The sequence below is a fragment of the Streptomyces sp. NPDC048277 genome (assembly GCF_040652235.1).
Taxonomy (GTDB): Bacteria; Actinomycetota; Actinomycetes; order Streptomycetales; family Streptomycetaceae; genus Streptomyces.
On record NZ_JBEZLQ010000053.1, the window covers coordinates 1 to 17029 of the forward strand.

Consider the following 17029-nt stretch of genomic DNA (forward strand, 5'->3'; position numbering starts at 1 on the left):
CTGTTCACCGCCCTGCTCCTGTCCCTCCCCGGCTCGCCGATCCTCTACTACGGCGACGAGATCGGCATGGGCGACAACATCTGGCTCGGCGACCGCGACGCCGTCCGCACCCCCATGCAGTGGACCCCCGACCGCAACGCCGGCTTCTCGACCTGCGACCCCGGGCGCCTGTACCTGCCGACGATCATGGACCCGGTCCACGGCTACCAGGTCACCAACGTCGAGGCGTCGATGTCCTCCCCGTCGTCCCTGCTCCACTGGACCCGGCGGATGATCGAGATCCGCAAGCAGAACCCTGCCTTCGGACTGGGGTCCTACACCGAGCTGCAGTCGTCGAACCCGGCGGTCATCGCGTTCCTGCGGGAGTACGAGGACGACCTGGTCCTGTGCGTGCACAACTTCTCCCGGTTCGCCCAGCCCACCGAACTCGATCTGCGGGTCTACGACGGCCGGCATCCGGTCGAGCTGATCGGCGGGGTGCGCTTCCCCGCCATCGGTGAACTGCCGTATCTGCTCACCCTCGCGGGCCACGGCTTCTACTGGTTCCGGCTCTCCCGAGTCGCCTCCCGCATCGGCCGTCGGCGCTGAGCGTGCGGAGCCGAGGAAAGGACGCGCCACATGGCGAAGACAGTTGACCTCCCCAGGACCACGGCGGCCGGCCTCGACCGGCCGCTGGCCTCGCTGGGCGGGCTGCTGCGCGACTGGCTGCCGCGGCAGCGCTGGTTCGCGGGCAAGGACCGGCCCGTCACGGATCTGTCCGTGCTGTCCGTGACCGAGCTCTTCCCCGGCTGTCTCCATCTGCTGGTCCACGCCGACCACTCCGCCGGCGGGGACGCCTCGCCGTCCGGTGACTGCTACCAGCTCCTGCTCGGCGTCCGCGAACACCGCGCGCCCCGGCTGGAGCGGGCGTACATAGGCCGGGCCGAGGAGGGCCCGCTGGCCGGACTCGCGGTCTACGACGCCCTGTACGACCCGCACGCGGCCGAACTGCTGCTGGAGCGGCTGCGGATGCCCGGCACGGCGGGCCCGCTGCGCTTCGAGGCGACCCCGGGGACCCGGATACCCGAGGGGCTCGCGCCGCGACTGCTGGACGCCGAGCAGTCCAACTCCTCGCTGGTGTACGGCGATTCCTACATCCTGAAGGTGTTCCGGCGGATACAGCCCGGCATCAACCCGGACCTGGAGGTGCCCGGGGCGCTGGCCGCGCAGGGCTGCGACCGGGTGCCGGCGCCGGTGGCCTGGTTCCGCACCACCGAGCCGAGCCCCGCGACCCTCGGGGTACTGCAACCGTTCCTGCCCGACGCGGCCGACGGCTGGACCCTCGCCCTGCGTGCGCTCGCGGCCGGCGACGACTTCGCCACCGAGGCGCACGAGCTGGGGCGGGCCACCGCCGATGTGCATCTCGCGCTCGCCACCGCCTTCCCGTCGGCCGTCCACGACGAACACGGCCGTACGGCGGAGGCGATGTCCGCGCGACTGGACGCGGCCGCGGCCGCGGTGCCGGCGCTGCGGCCGTTCGTGCCGGGGCTGCGGGGCGCCTTCGACGCGCTCGCCACCTGTGACTCCGGGCCGGACGCCCAGCGCATCCACGGCGACCTCCATCTCGGGCAGGTGCTGCGGGCGGACCGCGAGTGGTTCGTCATCGACTTCGAGGGCGAGCCGTCCCGGCCGCTCGCCGAGCGGCGCAGCACCCAGTCGCCGGTGCGGGACGTGGCCGGCATGCTGCGGTCCTTCGACTACGCGGCCCGCCAGCGCCACCCCTGGCGCCCGGAATGGGCCCGGCGCTGCCGCGAGGCGTACTGTGCGGGCTACGCGGCCCGGGCGGGCTGGGACCCGCGGAAGAAGCACGCGCTGCTGCGGGCCCACGAGACGGACCGCGCGGTGTACGAGGTGGTGTACGAGGCCCGGCACCGGCCGGCCTGGCTTCCGGTTCCGATGGCCGCGATCGAGCGGCTCGCCCGCTGGAGAGGCTGACGTCATGGCACTGCGCGACTCCTCGCTGCCCGAGCCCTCCGGCCCCTCCCGGCCCACGGCCCCGCCCCTGGACCCCGCCGACCGTGCGCGTCTCCTCGCGGGCGCCCACCACGATCCGCACGCAGTGCTCGGCGCCCACCCGGTGGACGGCGGCACCCTCGTGCGCGCGCTGCGTCCGCAGGCCCGCGCCGTGAGCGTGCTCGTCGACGGGACGCGCAGCCCCCTGGCGCCGGAGGGCGACGGGCTCTTCGCGGCCGTGCTGCCCTGCGCCGAGGTCCCGTCGTACACCCTCCTCGTGGCGTACGAGGACGGCGAGCACGAGGTCCACGACCCGTACCGCTTCCTGCCCGCGCTCGGTGAGTTCGACCTGCATCTGATCCGCGAGGGACGGCACGAGCAGCTGTGGAAGGCGCTGGGCGCCGAGCCGATGACCCATGCCGGGGTGGCCGGCACCCGGTTCACGGTGTGGGCGCCGAACGCCCAGGGTGTGCGGGTGGCCGGGGACTTCACGTGCTGGGACGGCACGCAGTACCCGATGCGCTCACTGGGCGCCGCCGGGGTGTGGGAGCTGTTCCTGCCGGGTGTGGGCGAGGGTGACCGGTACAAGTTCGAGATCACCTCCCGCAACGGCGGCCGGTTCCTCAAGGCCGACCCGATGGCCCGGCGGGCGGAGGTGCCGCCCGCGACCGCCTCGATCGTGACCGTCCCGCGTCACGAGTGGGCCGACGCGGAGTGGATGGCACACCGGGGCGACACCCCGGTGCACGAGGCGCCGTTCTCGGTGTACGAGCTCCATCTCCCCTCCTGGCGACCGGGACTGACGTATCGTCAGCTGGCCGAGGAACTGCCCGCGTACGTCAACGACCTGGGCTTCACCCATGTCGAGTTCATGCCGGTCGCCGAGCACCCCTTCGGCGGCTCCTGGGGCTACCAGGTCACCGGCTTCTACGCGCCGACCTCGCGGCTCGGCACGCCCGACGACTTCAGGTACCTGGTCGACGCGCTGCACCGGGCCGGCATCGGCGTGATCATGGACTGGGTGCCGGCGCACTTCCCCAAGGACGACTGGGCGCTGGCCCGCTTCGACGGGGACCCGCTGTACGAGCCCGGGGACGAGCGGCGGGCGGAGCATCCGGACTGGGGGACCTACGAGTTCGACCTGGGCCGGGTGGAGGTGCGCAACTTCCTGGTCGCCAACGCCGTGTACTGGTGCGAGGAGTTCCATATCGACGGGCTGCGGGTGGACGCGGTCGCCTCGATGCTCTACCTCGACTACTCCCGCGACTCCGGGCAGTGGACGCCCAACGTGTTCGGGGGGCGTGAGGACCTGGACGCGGTGGCGTTCCTCCAGGAGATGAACGCGACCGTGTACCGGCGGGCGCCGGGCGTGGTGACCATCGCCGAGGAGTCCACCGCCTGGGACGGGGTGACCCGGCCCACCGACAGCGGCGGTCTGGGCTTCGGGCTGAAGTGGAACATGGGCTGGATGCACGACTCGCTGCAGTACATCCGGCACGAGCCCGTGCACCGCAAGTACCACCACAACGAGATGACCTTCTCGATGGTCTACGCGTACAGCGAGAACTATGTCCTGCCCATCTCCCACGACGAGGTCGTGCACGGCAAGCGCTCCCTGGTGTCGAAGATGCCGGGCGACTGGTGGCAGCAGCGGGCGAACCACCGTGCGTATCTGGCCTTCATGTGGGCCCATCCGGGCAAGCAACTGCTCTTCATGGGGCAGGAGTTCGCCCAGGGCGGTGAGTGGTCGGAGGCGGACGGGCCCGACTGGTGGCTGCTCGACCCCGAGTACGGTGCCGAGGCCGATCACCGGGGTGTCCGGGATCTGGTCCGCGATCTCAACTCCGTCTACCGCACGCACCCCGCGCTGTGGCAGCGGGACACCGATCCGACGGGTTTCCAGTGGGTCCTGGGGGACGCGGCCGAGGACAACGTCTTCGCCTTCCTGAGGTTCGATGCCGAGGCCCGGCCGTTGCTGGCGGTGTCCAACCTCTCCCCGGTCGTCCGTCCCGGCTACCGCCTGAGCGTGCCCGGAGGCATGCCCGTCTGGCGCGAGATCCTCAACACCGACAGCGCGCGCTACGGCGGCGGGGACGTCGTCGGCCGGGGGCCGCTGCTGGCCGACGAGGGCGCTCTGCGGCTGACATTGCCACCGCTCGGCACGGTGTGGCTGGAGCCTGTCGCCCCGTAGCCCGCCGGGGACGCCCTCACGTGTTCCCGCGGCCCGGTCCGGGCAGTTCGGGGTGAAAGACCCCGCCGCGCCCGGTCGCGGCCCGGACGGAGGGCGGTCCCCAGTGCTGCGTACCGTCGGAGTGGAGGAAGAACTCCTGCTGGTCCATCCGGACAGCGGGGAGCCGATGCCCCGGTCGGCCGCCCTCCTCGACCGTGCCGCCCGGGACGACCCCGGGCAGGCAGTGTTCCAGAAGGAACTGTTCGGGCAGATGCTGGAGCTCGCCACCAGTCCGCAGCGCGACATGGCGGACCTCGGCGCCGAGATCCTGCGCTGCCGCAAGGAGGCGGCCCGGCTCGCCGGGGAGATCGGCTGCGCGGTGGCGGCGGTCGCCACCTGCCCGCTGCCGGTCACTCCGGCGCTGAGCGCGCACGAGCGGTACCGGTGGATGGCGGGGCGGTTCGGGAGCGCCACGCTGGACCAGTTCGTGTGCGGCTGCCATGTGCATGTGTCGGTGGAGTCCGACGAGGAGGGCGTCGCCGTCCTGGACCGGCTCCGGCCGTGGCTCCCGGTGCTGCGCGCGCTCAGCGCCAACTCGCCGTTCTGGCAGGGCCGGGACACCGGTTACGCCAGTTTCCGCAGCCGGCTGTGGTCGCGCGGCCCGTCGGCGGGGCCGACCGAGGAGTTCGGGTCGGCCGAGCGGTACCGGCAGCGCGTCGCGGACATGGTGGCCAGCGGGGTCATCCTCGACACGGGGATGGTGTACTTCGACGCCCGGCTGTCGGTGCACTACCCGACGGTGGAGGTCCGGGTGGCCGACGTGTGCCTGCGGGCGGACACCACCGTCCTGGTCGCCACACTGGCCCGGGCGCTGGTGGAGACGGCGGCCCGGGACTGGCGGGCCGGCCGGCCGCCGCTCGACCACAGCGTGAGCATGCTCCGGCTGGCGTCCTGGCAGGCGGCCCGCTCCGGCCTGGACCAGGACCTCCTCGACCCGGCGACCATGCGGCCGCGGCCCGCGGAGGAGGTGGTGCGTGCGCTGCTGGCGCACACCGCGGACGCGCTCGCCGGCAGCGGTGACGCGGTCGGCGCCGAGGAGGCCGTCGCACAGCTGCTGCACAGGGGGAGCGGTGCCCGCGAGCAGCGATCCTTCCTGGAGCGCACGGGCAGTCTGCGGGACGTGGTCGTCGAGTGCGTGCGCCGTACCCAGGGCTGATCTCTTGTCATCAGGGGAAACGAGTTGACCGTTCCCGACACAGGCCGCCCTCCCCTGGGCTAGATTCGACCCGCGTCGACAACAGTACTGATCGGGAGGGTCACCCTCCGTACATGCCAGGAGCAGCGCATGCGCGACTACGCCCTCGCTCCGACGACCGCTTCGACCCTGGCCGGCGGGCTCGCCGACAGCGTCTTCGAGACGGCGGACCGGAACCCGACCCTGCCGGTGCTGGCGCGCCGGCCCGAGGCCGGCGGCGCGGGCTGGGAGGAGGTCACCGCGGTCGAACTGCGGGACGAAGTGGTCGACCTGGCCAAGGGGCTGGTCGCGTCGGGGATCTCGCCCGGGCACCGCGTGGCCGTGATGGCGCGCACCCGCTACGAGTGGACGGTGCTCGGCCTCGCGCTCTGGTCGGTGGGCGCGGAGATCGTGCCGATCCACCCGACGTCCTCCCGGGACCAGGTCGAGTGGATCCTGCGGGACGCCGCCTGTGTGGCGGTCGCGGTCGAGGACGAACAGTCGGTGATGACCGTCGGCACCGTGTGCGAGGGCCTGCCCCGGCTCAGGCACGTGTGGCAGCTGGACGCGGGGGCGCTGCCCGAGCTGGTGCAGAAGGGCGTGTACGTCCCGCTGACCACGGTGGAGTCGCTGCGCAGGATCGTGATGCCGGACTCCACGGCCGCCATCACCTACACCTCAGGTACCTCGGGCCGCCCGCTGGGCTGCGCGCTGACCCACCGCGGTCTGGCCTACCCGTGCGACACCCTCCTCGCGGGCTGGGGGCACACGGCCGCGCGCCCGGGTGAACAGGCCTCCGTCCTGGCCTACCTGCCGTTCTCGCACGTGTACGGCCTGATGGTGATGGTGCTGTGTCTGCGCGGCGGGATCCTGATGGCCCACGAGCCGGAGATGTCCGAGGCCGCGCTGGCCTCGGCCCTGGGCACCTTCCGGCCGACCTATCTGTACGCCGTGCCGTCGGTGCTGGAGAAGCTGTACAAGACGTTCCTGCGCACCGCCCAGCAGTCGGGCCGGGGGACCCTGTTCGAGCGGGCCGCGGAGACCGCGCGGGACTTCGCCGCCGCCGAGGAGCGGCAGCGGCTGGGCACGGGCGCGGGCCCGGCCTTCGACCTGCGGCTGCAACACGCCCTGTACGAGCGGACGGTGTACCGCAGGCTGCGGGCGGCGCTCGGCGGCCGGGTGCTGCGGGCCACGTCCGGCGGCTCCTCGCTCAGCCGTGAACTCACCCTGTTCTACGAGGGCATCGGGGTCTACGTCCATGACGGCTACGGCCTCACCGAGTCCAGCGGCGGGATCACCATGCAGCCGCTGGGCCGGGAGAAGTCGGGCACGGTCGGCCAGGCCCTGCCGGGCACCCAGATCCAGGTGGCCGACGACGGCGAGATCCTGGTCCGCGGGCCGTCGGTGTTCCAGGGGTACGTCGGTGACGACTACGCGACCCGGACCGCGCTGCGCGGCGGCTGGCTGGCCACCGGGGACATCGGGCGGCTCGACTCCGAGGGGTATCTGACCATCACGGGCCGTAAGAAGGACATCATCATCACCAGCAGCGGCAAGAGCGTGGCCCCGGCCCCGCTGGAGCAGCGGCTGCGGATGCACCCGCTCGTCCACCAGGCGGTGGTCGTCGGCGACGACCGGCCCTGTGTGGGCGCGCTGATCACCCTGGACCCGGACTTCCTGGCCCACTGGCGGGGCGGGCTGGCGGTGTCGGGGGACTCGCCGGGGCGCGAGGCGCGTGAGGAGAACGCGCTGCGCGAGGAGATCGCCCGGGCCATCGCGTCCGCCAACAGCGTGGTGTCCCGCGCCGAGTCGATCCGGGTCTACCGGGTGCTCCAGGAACCGTTCGCCCCGGGCAACGGCATGCTGACGCCGTCGATGAAGCTGCGCCGGGACGCCATCACCCGGCACTACGCGGCCGAGATCGACGCCATGTACCAGGCCCGCTCGCGCGCGGTACGGCGGCAGGGCCCGCCGGAGCCGGCCGACTGGGACGACTCGGACGACGTGTTCCGCTGAGCCGACCGCGTATATCGGGTCCGGTCGTGGGAACTCGTCGGGCGGACCAGCAAGACGGCGACGGCCCCCTTCCGGGGCCGGGAGAGACGCGATGGCAACCGGGCCACGGCGGGACAGCGGAGCCAGGGAGAAGACCGGCGAGCGCACGGTCTGCTTCCCGGGCGAACTGCGCAACGTGACCGGCGCCCGGCTCGCCGCGGACGGCTATCTCGCCGACCTCGCCCGCACCTCGCCGCCCGCCGCCCCCGAGTGCTGGGACGACATCCTGCTGGTCGTGACGGAGCTGGCCGCCAACGTGGTCCAGTACGCGCCGGGCCCCTTCGAACTGCGGATGCGCCGGACGTACGACGGTGTGCACATCACCGTGCACGACACCAGCCGGGTCCGGCCCGAACCCCGGCCCTTCCGTCCGCCCCGGGGCGGGGGCGGCATCGGCTGGCATCTGCTGCAGACCCTGTGCGACCAGGTCAGCGTGGTCGTCACCGAGGACGGCAAGGACATCCACGCGTTCCTGCCCTGGTGAGGGCCGGGTGCGTTCACTCGGGGTGGTGTGCGACCACCCCGAACATCGTCACCGACATGTGCAGCGCGCCCTGTTCGGCGGCCTCGGCGAGTTCGGCGTACGCGACGTCCCGTTGGTCCTCGGTCAGGGCTCCGGTGCGTACCGCGGACTCGCCGAGCATCCGGATCACCGGCCAGGCGACCGAGCGGTGGTCCTGGAGCAGGGCCTGCGAGCCGCGGTCGTCCACCACGAAGCCGGCCGCGCTGAGCTGGCCGACCAGGCGGCGCCCGGAACGGGGGTTGGCGCCGTTCAGCACGGCCGCGGAGAGGGCGTGCACCACCTCCGGGTCGCCGGGGTGCAGGATCATGGTCGCCCAGTCGGTGTCCAGGAGCGCCACACGGCCGCCGGGGCGCAGCACCCGGGCCATCTCGGCGACCGCCTGGTCGGGATCGGGGAGGTGCTGCAGGACCCGTTCGCACCAGACGACGTCCACCGAGCCGTCGGACAGCGGCAGGGCGAGCGCGTCGCCGTCGGTGTACCGGGCCCGGCTGTCCGCGGAGCGTTCCTCGGCGACCGCGCGCAGCCCCGGGTTGGGTTCGACGCCGATCGCGACGCCGTCCGGGCCGACGGCGGCGGCCAGCGCCCGGGTCTGCGAGCCGGTTCCGGAGCCGACGTCGAGGAGTCGCTCGCCGGGCCGTACCGCCAGTGCCTCCTCGGCCCAGGCGCGCAGCCGCCGTACGCCGGGATTGGCGTCCTGGGAGTCCAGTGCGCCCACCAGCGGGGCCACCCGGTCGGGGTCGATGTGCCGCTTCTGGAAGCCCGTTGCGGGCTGGGTCTGCGCCATGGCGGGCACTCTACTGGCGTACGTGATCGCCGTGGGGCGAGCTCGCACCGGACGGAAATCCGGCGCATATATGTGCGACTGCCGGTTTCTGCCGTCGATCCAGGGGCATGCTGGAGCCCACGCGTTCGGCTGCCTGCACCGCCCGGCTGGCGGAACGGCGGCGGGCACGGTGGGATCGACGTGGTGCGAAGCAAGCGTTCCGGGGCAGGCGAACGGCGGCGAGCCGGCCGGCCCGGAGCAGCGGAAAGGGATGGACACCGTGACACGACCCAGGATCCTGGTGGTGGGCGCAGGCTTCGCCGGTGTGGGATGTGTGCGCCGCCTGGAGCGGAAACTCGCGCCCGACGAGGCCGACGTCACCCTGGTGTCGCCGACCAGCTACCAGCTCTATCTGCCGCTGCTGCCGCAGGTCGCCTCGGGCGTGCTGACGCCCCAGTCGATCGCCGTCTCGCTGCGCCGCAGCAAGAGGTACCGCACCCGGATCATCCCGGGCGGCGCGATCGGCGTGGACCTGAAGTCCAAGGTGTGCGTCGTGCGCACCATCACCGAGCAGCTCGTCAACGAGTCGTACGACTACATCGTGCTGGCCCCGGGCAGTGTCACCCGCACCTTCGACATCCCGGGGCTGACCGAGCACGCCTTCGGGATGAAGACGCTGGCCGAGGCCGCCTACATCCGCGACCACGTGATCTCGCAGCTCGATCTGGCCGACGCCAGCGACAACCCGGCGGAGCGGGCCGCGCGGCTGCAGTTCGTGGTGGTCGGCGGCGGCTACGCGGGCACCGAGACCGCGGCCTGTCTGCAGAAGCTCACGCACGCGGCCCTGCACCGCTATCCGAACCTGGACCCGAAGCTGATCAAGTGGCATCTGATCGACATCGCGCCGAAGCTGATGCCGGAGCTGGGCGACAAACTCGGCCGCAGCGCCCAGGAGATCCTGCGCCGCCGCGGCATCGACGTCTCCCTGGGGGTGTCGATCGAGAAGGCGGGCCCGGAGGAGGTCACCTTCACCGACGGGCGTGTGGTGCCCACCCACACGCTGATCTGGACGGCCGGGGTGGTCGCCAGCCCGCTGATCGCCACCCTGGGGGCCGAGACGGTCCGCGGGCGGCTCGCGGTCGACGCCGAGATGACCCTGCCGGGCTACGACGGGGTGTTCGCGCTCGGCGACGCGGCCGCCGTACCGGACAAGGCGAAGGACGAGGAGGGCGCGGTCTGCCCGCCGACCGCGCAGCACGCCATGCGGCAGGGCCGGGCGGTCGCCGACAACATCATCGCGACCCTGCGGGGCCGGCCGCTCCACCCGTACGTGCACAGGGACCTGGGGCTGGTGGTGGACCTCGGCGGCAAGGACGCGGTGTCCAAGCCCCTGGGCATCGAACTGCGCGGGCTGCCCGCCCAGGCGGTGGCCCGCGGCTACCACTGGTCGGCGCTGCGCACCAACGTGGCGAAGACCCGGGTCGCGACCAACTGGCTGCTGAACGCGGTGGCCGGCGACGATTTCGTCCGCACCGGATTCCAGTCCCGCAGGCCCGCCCGGCTCAAGGACTTCGAGTACACGGACACGTATCTGACCCCGGAGCAGGTCAGGGAGCGCGCCGAGGCCTCCGGCGGCGCCGGCGCGTGACCCCGAGCGCGGCGGAGTGAGAGCGGCAGGGCGGTCGGTGCGGGCGGAGCTGTGGGGGCGGCTCGCGGCGTCCGACCCCGGGCTGCTCCGCTTCACCGCCGGTCTGCGCACGGTCACCTCGATCGCGCTCACCCTCGCCGTCCTGGCGGTGCTGCGGGTCGACGTGTCCCATCTGGTGGCCGGGGCCATCACGGCGATGGTCGCGACCTTCGCGATCCGGGAGAAGCAGCGCCCGGAGCAGGCCGGCACGCTCGCGCTGGGCCTGCCGGTGGCGCTGGCCTCGCTGTCGCTGGGCGCGCTGCTCAACCGGCACGTCGTCATCGGCGATCTGTTCTTCGTCGCGCTCATCTTCGGCGCGGTCTACGGCCGCCGGTTCGGCGACCGGGGCACGGCGCTGGGGCTGATCGGCTTCCAGATGTACTTCGTCTCGCTGTTCGTGCACGCGACCCCGTCCGCGCTGCCGGGCCTGTACCTGGCGATCGCGGTGGCGTTCGGCTGCGCCGCGGTGGCCCGTTTCCTGCTCGTACCGCAGACGCCCGCGGGCATCCTCGGCCGGCTGCGGCGGGCCTTTCGCGTCCGGTTCGCCCAACTGGTCTCCGCGCAGATCGAGTTGCTCGACGCCGGCCCGGACGAGCTGGACAGGGCGGTCGAGGAGGTCCGGGTCAGGACCGCCCGGCTGCACGAGACGGCCCTGATGATCCAGGGGCGGCTCGCGGACGGCACCTCCGACGAGGCGGTGGCCCGGCTGGTGCAGCGCCGGATCGCGGACGCCGAGATCGCCGCCGAGCGGCTCGGCCTGCTCCTCCTGACCGCGCGCAGCGAGCGGCGGGCGGACACGCTCACGCTGCATCTGCCGGGTGCCCCGCTGCCGGCGGCCGCCGGTCGGCCGGTGCACGACGAGACCACGGAACGGCTGCGCCTGGATCTGGAGGCGCTGCGGCTGCTGGTGCTGCGGCCGGCCGGCCCGACGCCGGGGACGGCACTGGCCGGGCTGCGCAACCGCCTCCTCGGCTACCGCGAGGAGGAGCACCTGCCGGACGCCTCCCCCGCCGTCCAGGACGTCTTCCGGGGCATCGGCGAGACCGCGCGGGCGGTGCTGGGGCTGCGGATCGCCATGGACGGGCCGCAGGACGAGTCCGACGACACCCCGGCGACCTCCCGGTCCCGGGAGGAGCTGGACGCCGAGGACGCGGCCATCGAGGGCGCCGAGGAGCAGGAGCGGGAGCGGGAGGCGGCGGAGCCGACCGGGCTGCGCCGGCCCACCACACGGGCGGCGGTGCAGGTGGCGGTCGGCTCGTCGCTGGCCATCGTCGGCGGCGAGTTCCTGTCCGCCCAGCGCTGGTACTGGGCGGTGCTCACCTGCTGGATCGTGTTCATCAACACCGCGTCCACCGGCGAGATCCTGGTGAAGGGCTACCGGCGGCTGCTCGGCACGGTCCTCGGCGTGGTGGCCGGCATCGGGCTCGCCGGACTGGTCGGGCACCACGTCTGGACGGCGTTCGGGCTGGTGCTGCTGTTCATCTTCGCGATGTTCTACTCGGCGCCGCTGTCGTACACCCTGATGTCGTTCTTCGTGACGGCGATGCTGGGCCTGCTGTACACGCTGCTCAACACCTACAGCACGGACGTCCTGGTGCTGCGGGTGGAGGAGACGGCGCTCGGCGCGGTGTGCGGGGTGATCGCCGCCGCGGTGGTGCTGCCGGTGCACACCGACCGCCGTACCGACGAACTGCTCGCCGGGACGCTGGACCGGCTGGCCGAGGTCACCCGGGCCGCTGCGGAGCAGCTGAGCGGGGCGCCGCCGACGGACCTGGTGGAGAAGGCCCGTGACCTGGACCAGGCGCTGGCCGACCTGCGGGCGGCGGTCCAGCCGCTGACCCATCCGATCACCCCGCTGCGCTCCCGCCGGGACACCGCGCGCTATGTCGTGGCGCTCCTGGAGACCTGCGCCTATCACGCGCGTTCCCTCGCGGCGACGGCGGAGCTGCTGCCCACCCATCCGTCGATCGCCGCGGATCCGCGGCTGCGCGGGGCGGGGCAGCGGATCGTGCGCAACATCGAGGCGATCGCCGCGCAGGTCGCCGGAGGGCGGCCCGCCGCCGGGATCGAGACGGGTCCGAGCATCGCGGCGATGCTGGAGCCGGGCACCCTGCGGGCCCCGCGCTACGGCCGGGTGACCGACCGGGTGCTGCGGCATCTGCAGCGCCTGGACGAGGCGGTGGTGGGTCTGGCCCGGCCCCTGAAGGTGCCGGTCCGGTCCCGCGCCGGCTGACGGTGGGTCACCGGCGGCCCAGGGCCTCGGCGCGGACGCGGGCGCAGCTGCGGCTGATGAGGCGGGAGACGTGCATCTGGGAGATGCCCAGGCGGTCGGCGATCCGGCTCTGCGTCATGTCCTCGAAGAACCGCATGTAGAGGATGGCCCGCTCCCGCTCGGGCAGCCGGCGCAGCCCCTCCCTGGCCGCCTCCCGGTCGACGACGACGTCGTACGAGGAGTCGGTCTCGCCGAGGGTGTCGGCGAGCCGGTGACCGTCCTCCCCGGCGGAGAGTTCGGCGTCCAGCGACAGGGTGCTGAAGCTCTCCAGGGCGCCCAGGCCGGCGGCGACCTCGTCCTCGGTCAGGCCGGTGTGGGCGGCGATGTCGGCCGTGGAGGGTTCGCGGGTGCCGGGGTGCTGGGCGAGTTCGCGGCGGGCCGCCCGCACCCGGTTGCGCAGCTCCTGCACCCGGCGGGGCACGCGCAGCGCCCACATCCGGTCCCGGAAGTGCCGCTTTACCTCGCCGGTGATGGTGGGCACCGCGTAGCTCTCGAAGGCGCCGCGTGCGGGGTCGTAGCGGTCGACGGCCTTGACCAGGCCGAGCGCGGCGACCTGGCGCAGGTCCTCGGCGGTCTCGCCGCGGTCGCGGAAGCGGCCGGCGATACGGTGCGCCATGGGCAGCCAGGCGGCCACCAGTTCGTCGCGCAGCGCGTCCCGCTCGGGGCCGTCGTCGAGGGCGGCGAGGCGGGCGAAGCGGGCTGCCGTCTCGGGGGCGTCGTCGTGGGCGCGCCGGGACCCGGTGCGGGTGGTGCGGTCGGGTGTGCCGGAGCGGCTGGTCGGCAAGTCGGTGAGCATGCGGAATCGCTCCTGAACTGTGGGTTGCGGGGTGTCGCCGGAACGTGGTTCCGGGACTCGGCCCGAACTGCGCTGTCAGGGCCGCCGCGGGAGGTCCGCCTCGGCCCGGCGGCTCAGGTCAGGGGTACGACGACGGTGATCCGCTTGCCCCCGCGGGGAAGTCCGGTGACCTCCACGTCGAGGGCCAGCCGGCAGACGATGGGCCAGCCCCGGCCGCCGGGCCGTCCGCGGTCGCGCCCGTCCAGGACCTTGTCGGCCACGGGCAGTTCGTCGCTGCGGTCGCTGACCGACACCCGTACCGCGCAACCGTCGACGTCGACGTCGAAGCCGGTGATCCCGCCGCCGTGCAGGATCGCGTTGGTGGTCAGTTCCGAGGTGACGATCAGGGCGTCGTCGAGGGCTTCGGCCGCGCATGGCGCGGCGCGCCGGGCGACCGCACCGCGTACGGCTCTGCGGGCGTCGGCCGGCCGCAACGGCGGCGTCGGCCGGCGGGACTCGGGTGGTGCCACTGCTGACTCGGTCCGGTGGTTCTCGCGCATCCTTTCGCCCCCTGGGTGGTGGACGGGCGGTTGTGCCGTGCCCCGTTCGTACGGGTCTCTCCTTGTTCAGCTGACCTCTCGGAGCGCGGCCAAACCCGTTCGGGGGCCGCAAGGGCTTCCCCAAAGTGAAACGGGTCACGTAGCCTGTTCCTTGTTGCGCGAAACCGCTCCGGATGGTTTACCGTTCACCCATAAGTGGTCGGGGAGTCGACGGAAGGTCCTCCCGTACCACCTCTGACGGCCCTGGCTGGCCTCCCCCGTCCAGCCAGGGCTTTTTAACGCCCGGACGGGTCCGCCGCGGCGATTCTCACGTTCTTCGAGGTGCCCGGCGCGGCGGCAGCGGCTGAAATGGGCGTAGGGAAAGCCCCGTACCGTCGCCGGCGAGGAGCCCCGCGCCATGACCAAAGCCATCAAACTGCTGACCGCCCTGCCCCAGGCGCAGCGCGAGCGCCTCATGGAGCTGGCTCACGAGGTCTCCTTCCCCGAGGACACCCGGATCTTCGAGGCGGGCGGCACGGCGGACCGCTTCTGGGTGATCCGCTCCGGAGCGGTCAACCTGGACCAGGAGGTGACGTCCCGCAAACGGGTCACCGTCGCCAGCCTCGGCGCCGGCGACCTGCTCGGCTGGTCGTGGCTGTTCCCGCCGTACACCTGGGACTTCGGGGCGGTGGCCTTCAGCCAGGTGCGGGCCTACGAGTACGACGCCTCGGCCGTGCTCGCGCTGTGCGTGGAGGATCCGCTGCTCGGGCTGTCGCTGGTGCGGACCGTCGCCGAGATCCTCGCCAGCCGGCTGGAGGTCACCCGGGGCAAGCTCCTCGACGCGTACGTCGGGCGGCGGCCCGTGTAGCCGGTCGGCCGCGGTGGTTGACGATCGTCAGATGCGGTAGCGGCGCAGGGCGGGGACGGCGGCGGCCAGCGCCAGCATGACGGCGACGACCAGCAGCCCGCCGCCCGTGACGGCCGTACGCGCCCCGAACACGGAGCCCATGGTGCCGTGCAGCACGTCGGCGAGGCGCGGACCGCCCGCGACCACCACCGTGAAGACGCCCTGCATCCGGCCGCGCATCTCGTCGGTCGCGGCGGACAGCAGGATCGCGCCCCGGAAGACCATCGAGACCATGTCGGCGACCCCGGCGGCCGCCAGGAAGGCCACGGCGATCCAGAGGTTGCGGCTCAGCCCGAACCCCGCGACGGCGGCTCCCCAGCCGACGACGGCGCCGATCACCATCAACCCGTGCCGGCGCGCCCGGGAGAAGGTGCCGGAGAAGATCCCGCCGAGCACCGCGCCGATGGGGATCGCCGCGAACAGCAGGCCGAGCGCGAGCCCTTCGCCGTAGGAGCCGTAGGTCTGGGCGGCCAGCTGCGGGAACAGGGCGCGGGGCATGCCGAGGACCATCGCGATGATGTCGGCCAGGAACGACAGCAACAGCACCTTGTGCATGGAGATGTAGCGGAACCCCTCCACGATCTCCCGCACCCCGGCCCGGCGGGCCGCCGCACCCGCCAGCGGCGGCAGCGCGGGCAGCCGGTACACCGCCCACACCGTCACGCACAGCGCCAGCGCGTCGATCAGATACAGCTCGGGCAGGCCGATGACGGGGATCAGGGCACCGGCGAGCAGCGGCCCGACCACCTGGCCGGTCTGCATCACCGTCGACCCGAGGGCGTTGGCGGCGGGCAGCTGTGCCTCGGGGACGAGCCGGGCGATGGAGGCGGTACGGGCCGGGGCGTTCAGCCCCCAGAACGCCTGCTGCAGGGCGAGCAGCACCATCAGCGCGGCCACCGACTCCAGACCGGTGACGGCCTGGAGCCAGAACAGCAGCGAGGTGACGGCTATGCCGACGTTGGTGATCAGCAGCAGCCTGCGGCGGTCCATGGCGTCGGCGACCGCGCCGCCCCACAGCGCGAACACGATCAGCGGCAACAGCCCGGCGAGGCTCGCGGCGCCGACCCAGGCCGAGGAACCGGTGATGTCGTAGATCTGCTTGGGCACGGCCACCGCGGTGAGCTGGCTGCCGACCGAGGTGACGATGGTCGAGGACCACAGCCTGCGGTAGGCCGGGACGGCCAGCGGCCGGGTGTCCATCGCCCAGCGGCGCCAGCCGCGCCGGGGTGGGGCCGCGGTGGAGTCGTCGGGGGGCTGTATGCCGGACTGGGTGCCGCTCTCGCTGGTGTCCACGGACTTCCTGTGCTCGCTACATCTTTCGGCTGCGGGTTCACTATCCCAGCAACTTCTCCGCCTGCCGAACCGGTTGTCTCAGGATGCGGCCGGCGAGACGTTCACAAGCTGCGTCCCGCGCTGTCCAGGAGCATCTCGAGCGCCGTCGGATAGGCGCTGGTCACCATGCGTTTGGCCAGCAGCGGGGCGGCCTCCGCGAGGCGCGGGTGGGTCGTGTGCGGCAACCGGGCGTACGTCGAGCTCCACTTGGCCTCGTCCGCCCGCCGGGAGTCCTTCGGCAGGGCCAGGGACGCCGCGTCCAGGGCCGCGAAGGCCAGGGTCTGGTCGATGAAGGCGTGGTAGACGCGGACGGCCTCGGCCAGCGGGAAGCCCGCCGACCCCAGGACGTCCAGGACCGCCTCGTCCGCCGCCAGTTCATGGGCCCGGCCCGTCACCCGGTTCGCCGTCAGCAGGGCCGCCTGCGGGTGGGCCACGTACTCCGCGTGGACACGCAGCCCGATCGTGCGCAGGTCCGTCCGCCACTCCCCCGTCGGCACCCAGCCGGCCAGCGCCTGGCCGATGAGCGCGTCGCCGATCGCCAGGGTCAGGTCGTCCATGCCCCGGAAGTAGCGGTACAGGGTGCTGGGGTCGCAGTCGAGGGCCAGGCCCAGGCGGCGGGCGGTGAGGCCGGCGCTGCCGTGTTCGCGCAGCAGCCGCAGCGCCGTCTCGACGATCAGCCGCTCGGACAGCACGGTGCCGCTGCGCGTCGGACGGCGCCGGCGCCGCTTATCCTCCGGTACGACCTTTTTGGGCATCTCACACCCCACTGACCGTTCTTAT

14 protein-coding genes are annotated in these 17029 nt (G+C 72.9%); 9 read left to right on the plus strand and 5 right to left on the minus strand.

All coding sequences use genetic code 11. The annotated features are described in order from the left end of the window. From AB0D85_RS50695 to AB0D85_RS50720, 6 genes are all read left to right on the plus strand, one after another. On the plus strand, positions 1-588 hold a 588-nt coding region (locus tag AB0D85_RS50695; protein WP_362337973.1), incomplete at its 5' end, for an alpha-glucosidase C-terminal domain-containing protein. A 30-nt stretch (positions 589-618) separates the two neighbouring features. Further along, positions 619-1974 carry a maltokinase gene (locus AB0D85_RS50700; RefSeq protein ID WP_362337976.1) on the plus strand — a complete coding sequence of 452 codons (1356 nt, stop codon included), beginning with the start codon at positions 619-621 and terminating at the stop codon, positions 1972-1974. A 4-nt stretch (positions 1975-1978) separates the two neighbouring features. After that, positions 1979-4183 carry a 1,4-alpha-glucan branching enzyme gene (gene glgB, locus AB0D85_RS50705; protein ID WP_362337979.1) on the plus strand — a complete coding sequence of 735 codons (2205 nt, stop codon included), beginning with the start codon at positions 1979-1981 and terminating at the stop codon, positions 4181-4183. A gap of 106 nt (positions 4184-4289) precedes the next feature. Further along, on the plus strand, positions 4290-5378 hold the full coding sequence (locus tag AB0D85_RS50710) for a glutamate--cysteine ligase (RefSeq protein ID WP_362338050.1): 1089 nt from the start codon (positions 4290-4292) through the stop codon (positions 5376-5378). A 129-nt stretch (positions 5379-5507) separates the two neighbouring features. Beyond that, complete coding sequence (locus tag AB0D85_RS50715) at positions 5508-7412, plus strand: AMP-dependent synthetase/ligase (protein ID WP_362337982.1); 1905 nt, start codon at positions 5508-5510, stop codon at positions 7410-7412. A gap of 91 nt (positions 7413-7503) precedes the next feature. Next, complete coding sequence (locus AB0D85_RS50720; RefSeq protein ID WP_362337986.1) at positions 7504-7935, plus strand: ATP-binding protein; 432 nt, start codon at positions 7504-7506, stop codon at positions 7933-7935. A 13-nt stretch (positions 7936-7948) separates the two neighbouring features. Here the strand turns inward: AB0D85_RS50720 and AB0D85_RS50725 are convergent, their stop codons facing one another. Beyond that, positions 7949-8758 (minus strand): methyltransferase domain-containing protein, encoded by an 810-nt coding sequence (locus AB0D85_RS50725; RefSeq protein ID WP_362337988.1) that lies wholly within the window; start codon positions 8756-8758, stop codon positions 7949-7951. Positions 8759-9008: 250 nt separating this feature from the next. Between AB0D85_RS50725 and AB0D85_RS50730 the strand changes: the two genes are divergently transcribed. Then, on the plus strand, positions 9009-10385 hold the full coding sequence (locus AB0D85_RS50730) for an NAD(P)/FAD-dependent oxidoreductase (protein ID WP_362337991.1): 1377 nt from the start codon (positions 9009-9011) through the stop codon (positions 10383-10385). Positions 10386-10434: 49 nt separating this feature from the next. Continuing rightward, positions 10435-12657, plus strand: a complete 2223-nt coding sequence (locus AB0D85_RS50735) for an FUSC family protein (RefSeq protein WP_362338053.1) — start codon at positions 10435-10437, stop codon at positions 12655-12657. 7 nt (positions 12658-12664) lie between these two features. Here AB0D85_RS50735 and AB0D85_RS50740 read toward each other — a convergent pair whose 3' ends face one another. Together AB0D85_RS50740 and AB0D85_RS50745 are read right to left on the minus strand one after the other, a co-directional pair. Then, positions 12665-13492 carry a SigB/SigF/SigG family RNA polymerase sigma factor gene (locus tag AB0D85_RS50740; protein ID WP_362337994.1) on the minus strand — a complete coding sequence of 276 codons (828 nt, stop codon included), beginning with the start codon at positions 13490-13492 and terminating at the stop codon, positions 12665-12667. A 113-nt stretch (positions 13493-13605) separates the two neighbouring features. Continuing rightward, a complete protein-coding gene (locus AB0D85_RS50745; protein ID WP_362337997.1) occupies positions 13606-14031 on the minus strand; it encodes an ATP-binding protein in 426 nt (141 codons plus the stop codon). 397 nt (positions 14032-14428) lie between these two features. On the opposite strand from AB0D85_RS50745, the gene AB0D85_RS50750 reads away from it, so the two are divergent. Then, on the plus strand, positions 14429-14878 hold the full coding sequence (locus tag AB0D85_RS50750; RefSeq protein WP_362338000.1) for a cyclic nucleotide-binding domain-containing protein: 450 nt from the start codon (positions 14429-14431) through the stop codon (positions 14876-14878). 27 nt (positions 14879-14905) lie between these two features. Here AB0D85_RS50750 and AB0D85_RS50755 read toward each other — a convergent pair whose 3' ends face one another. Together AB0D85_RS50755 and AB0D85_RS50760 are read right to left on the minus strand one after the other, a co-directional pair. Next, positions 14906-16210: an MFS transporter gene (locus tag AB0D85_RS50755; RefSeq protein ID WP_362338004.1), complete on the minus strand. Its 1305-nt coding sequence runs from the start codon at positions 16208-16210 to the stop codon at positions 14906-14908. A 101-nt stretch (positions 16211-16311) separates the two neighbouring features. Continuing rightward, the gene (locus AB0D85_RS50760; RefSeq protein WP_362338007.1) at positions 16312-17004 is read right to left on the minus strand and encodes a helix-turn-helix domain-containing protein; all 693 of its coding nucleotides are present in this window, start codon (positions 17002-17004) and stop codon (positions 16312-16314) included. Between the last annotated feature and the right edge of the window lie 25 nt (positions 17005-17029).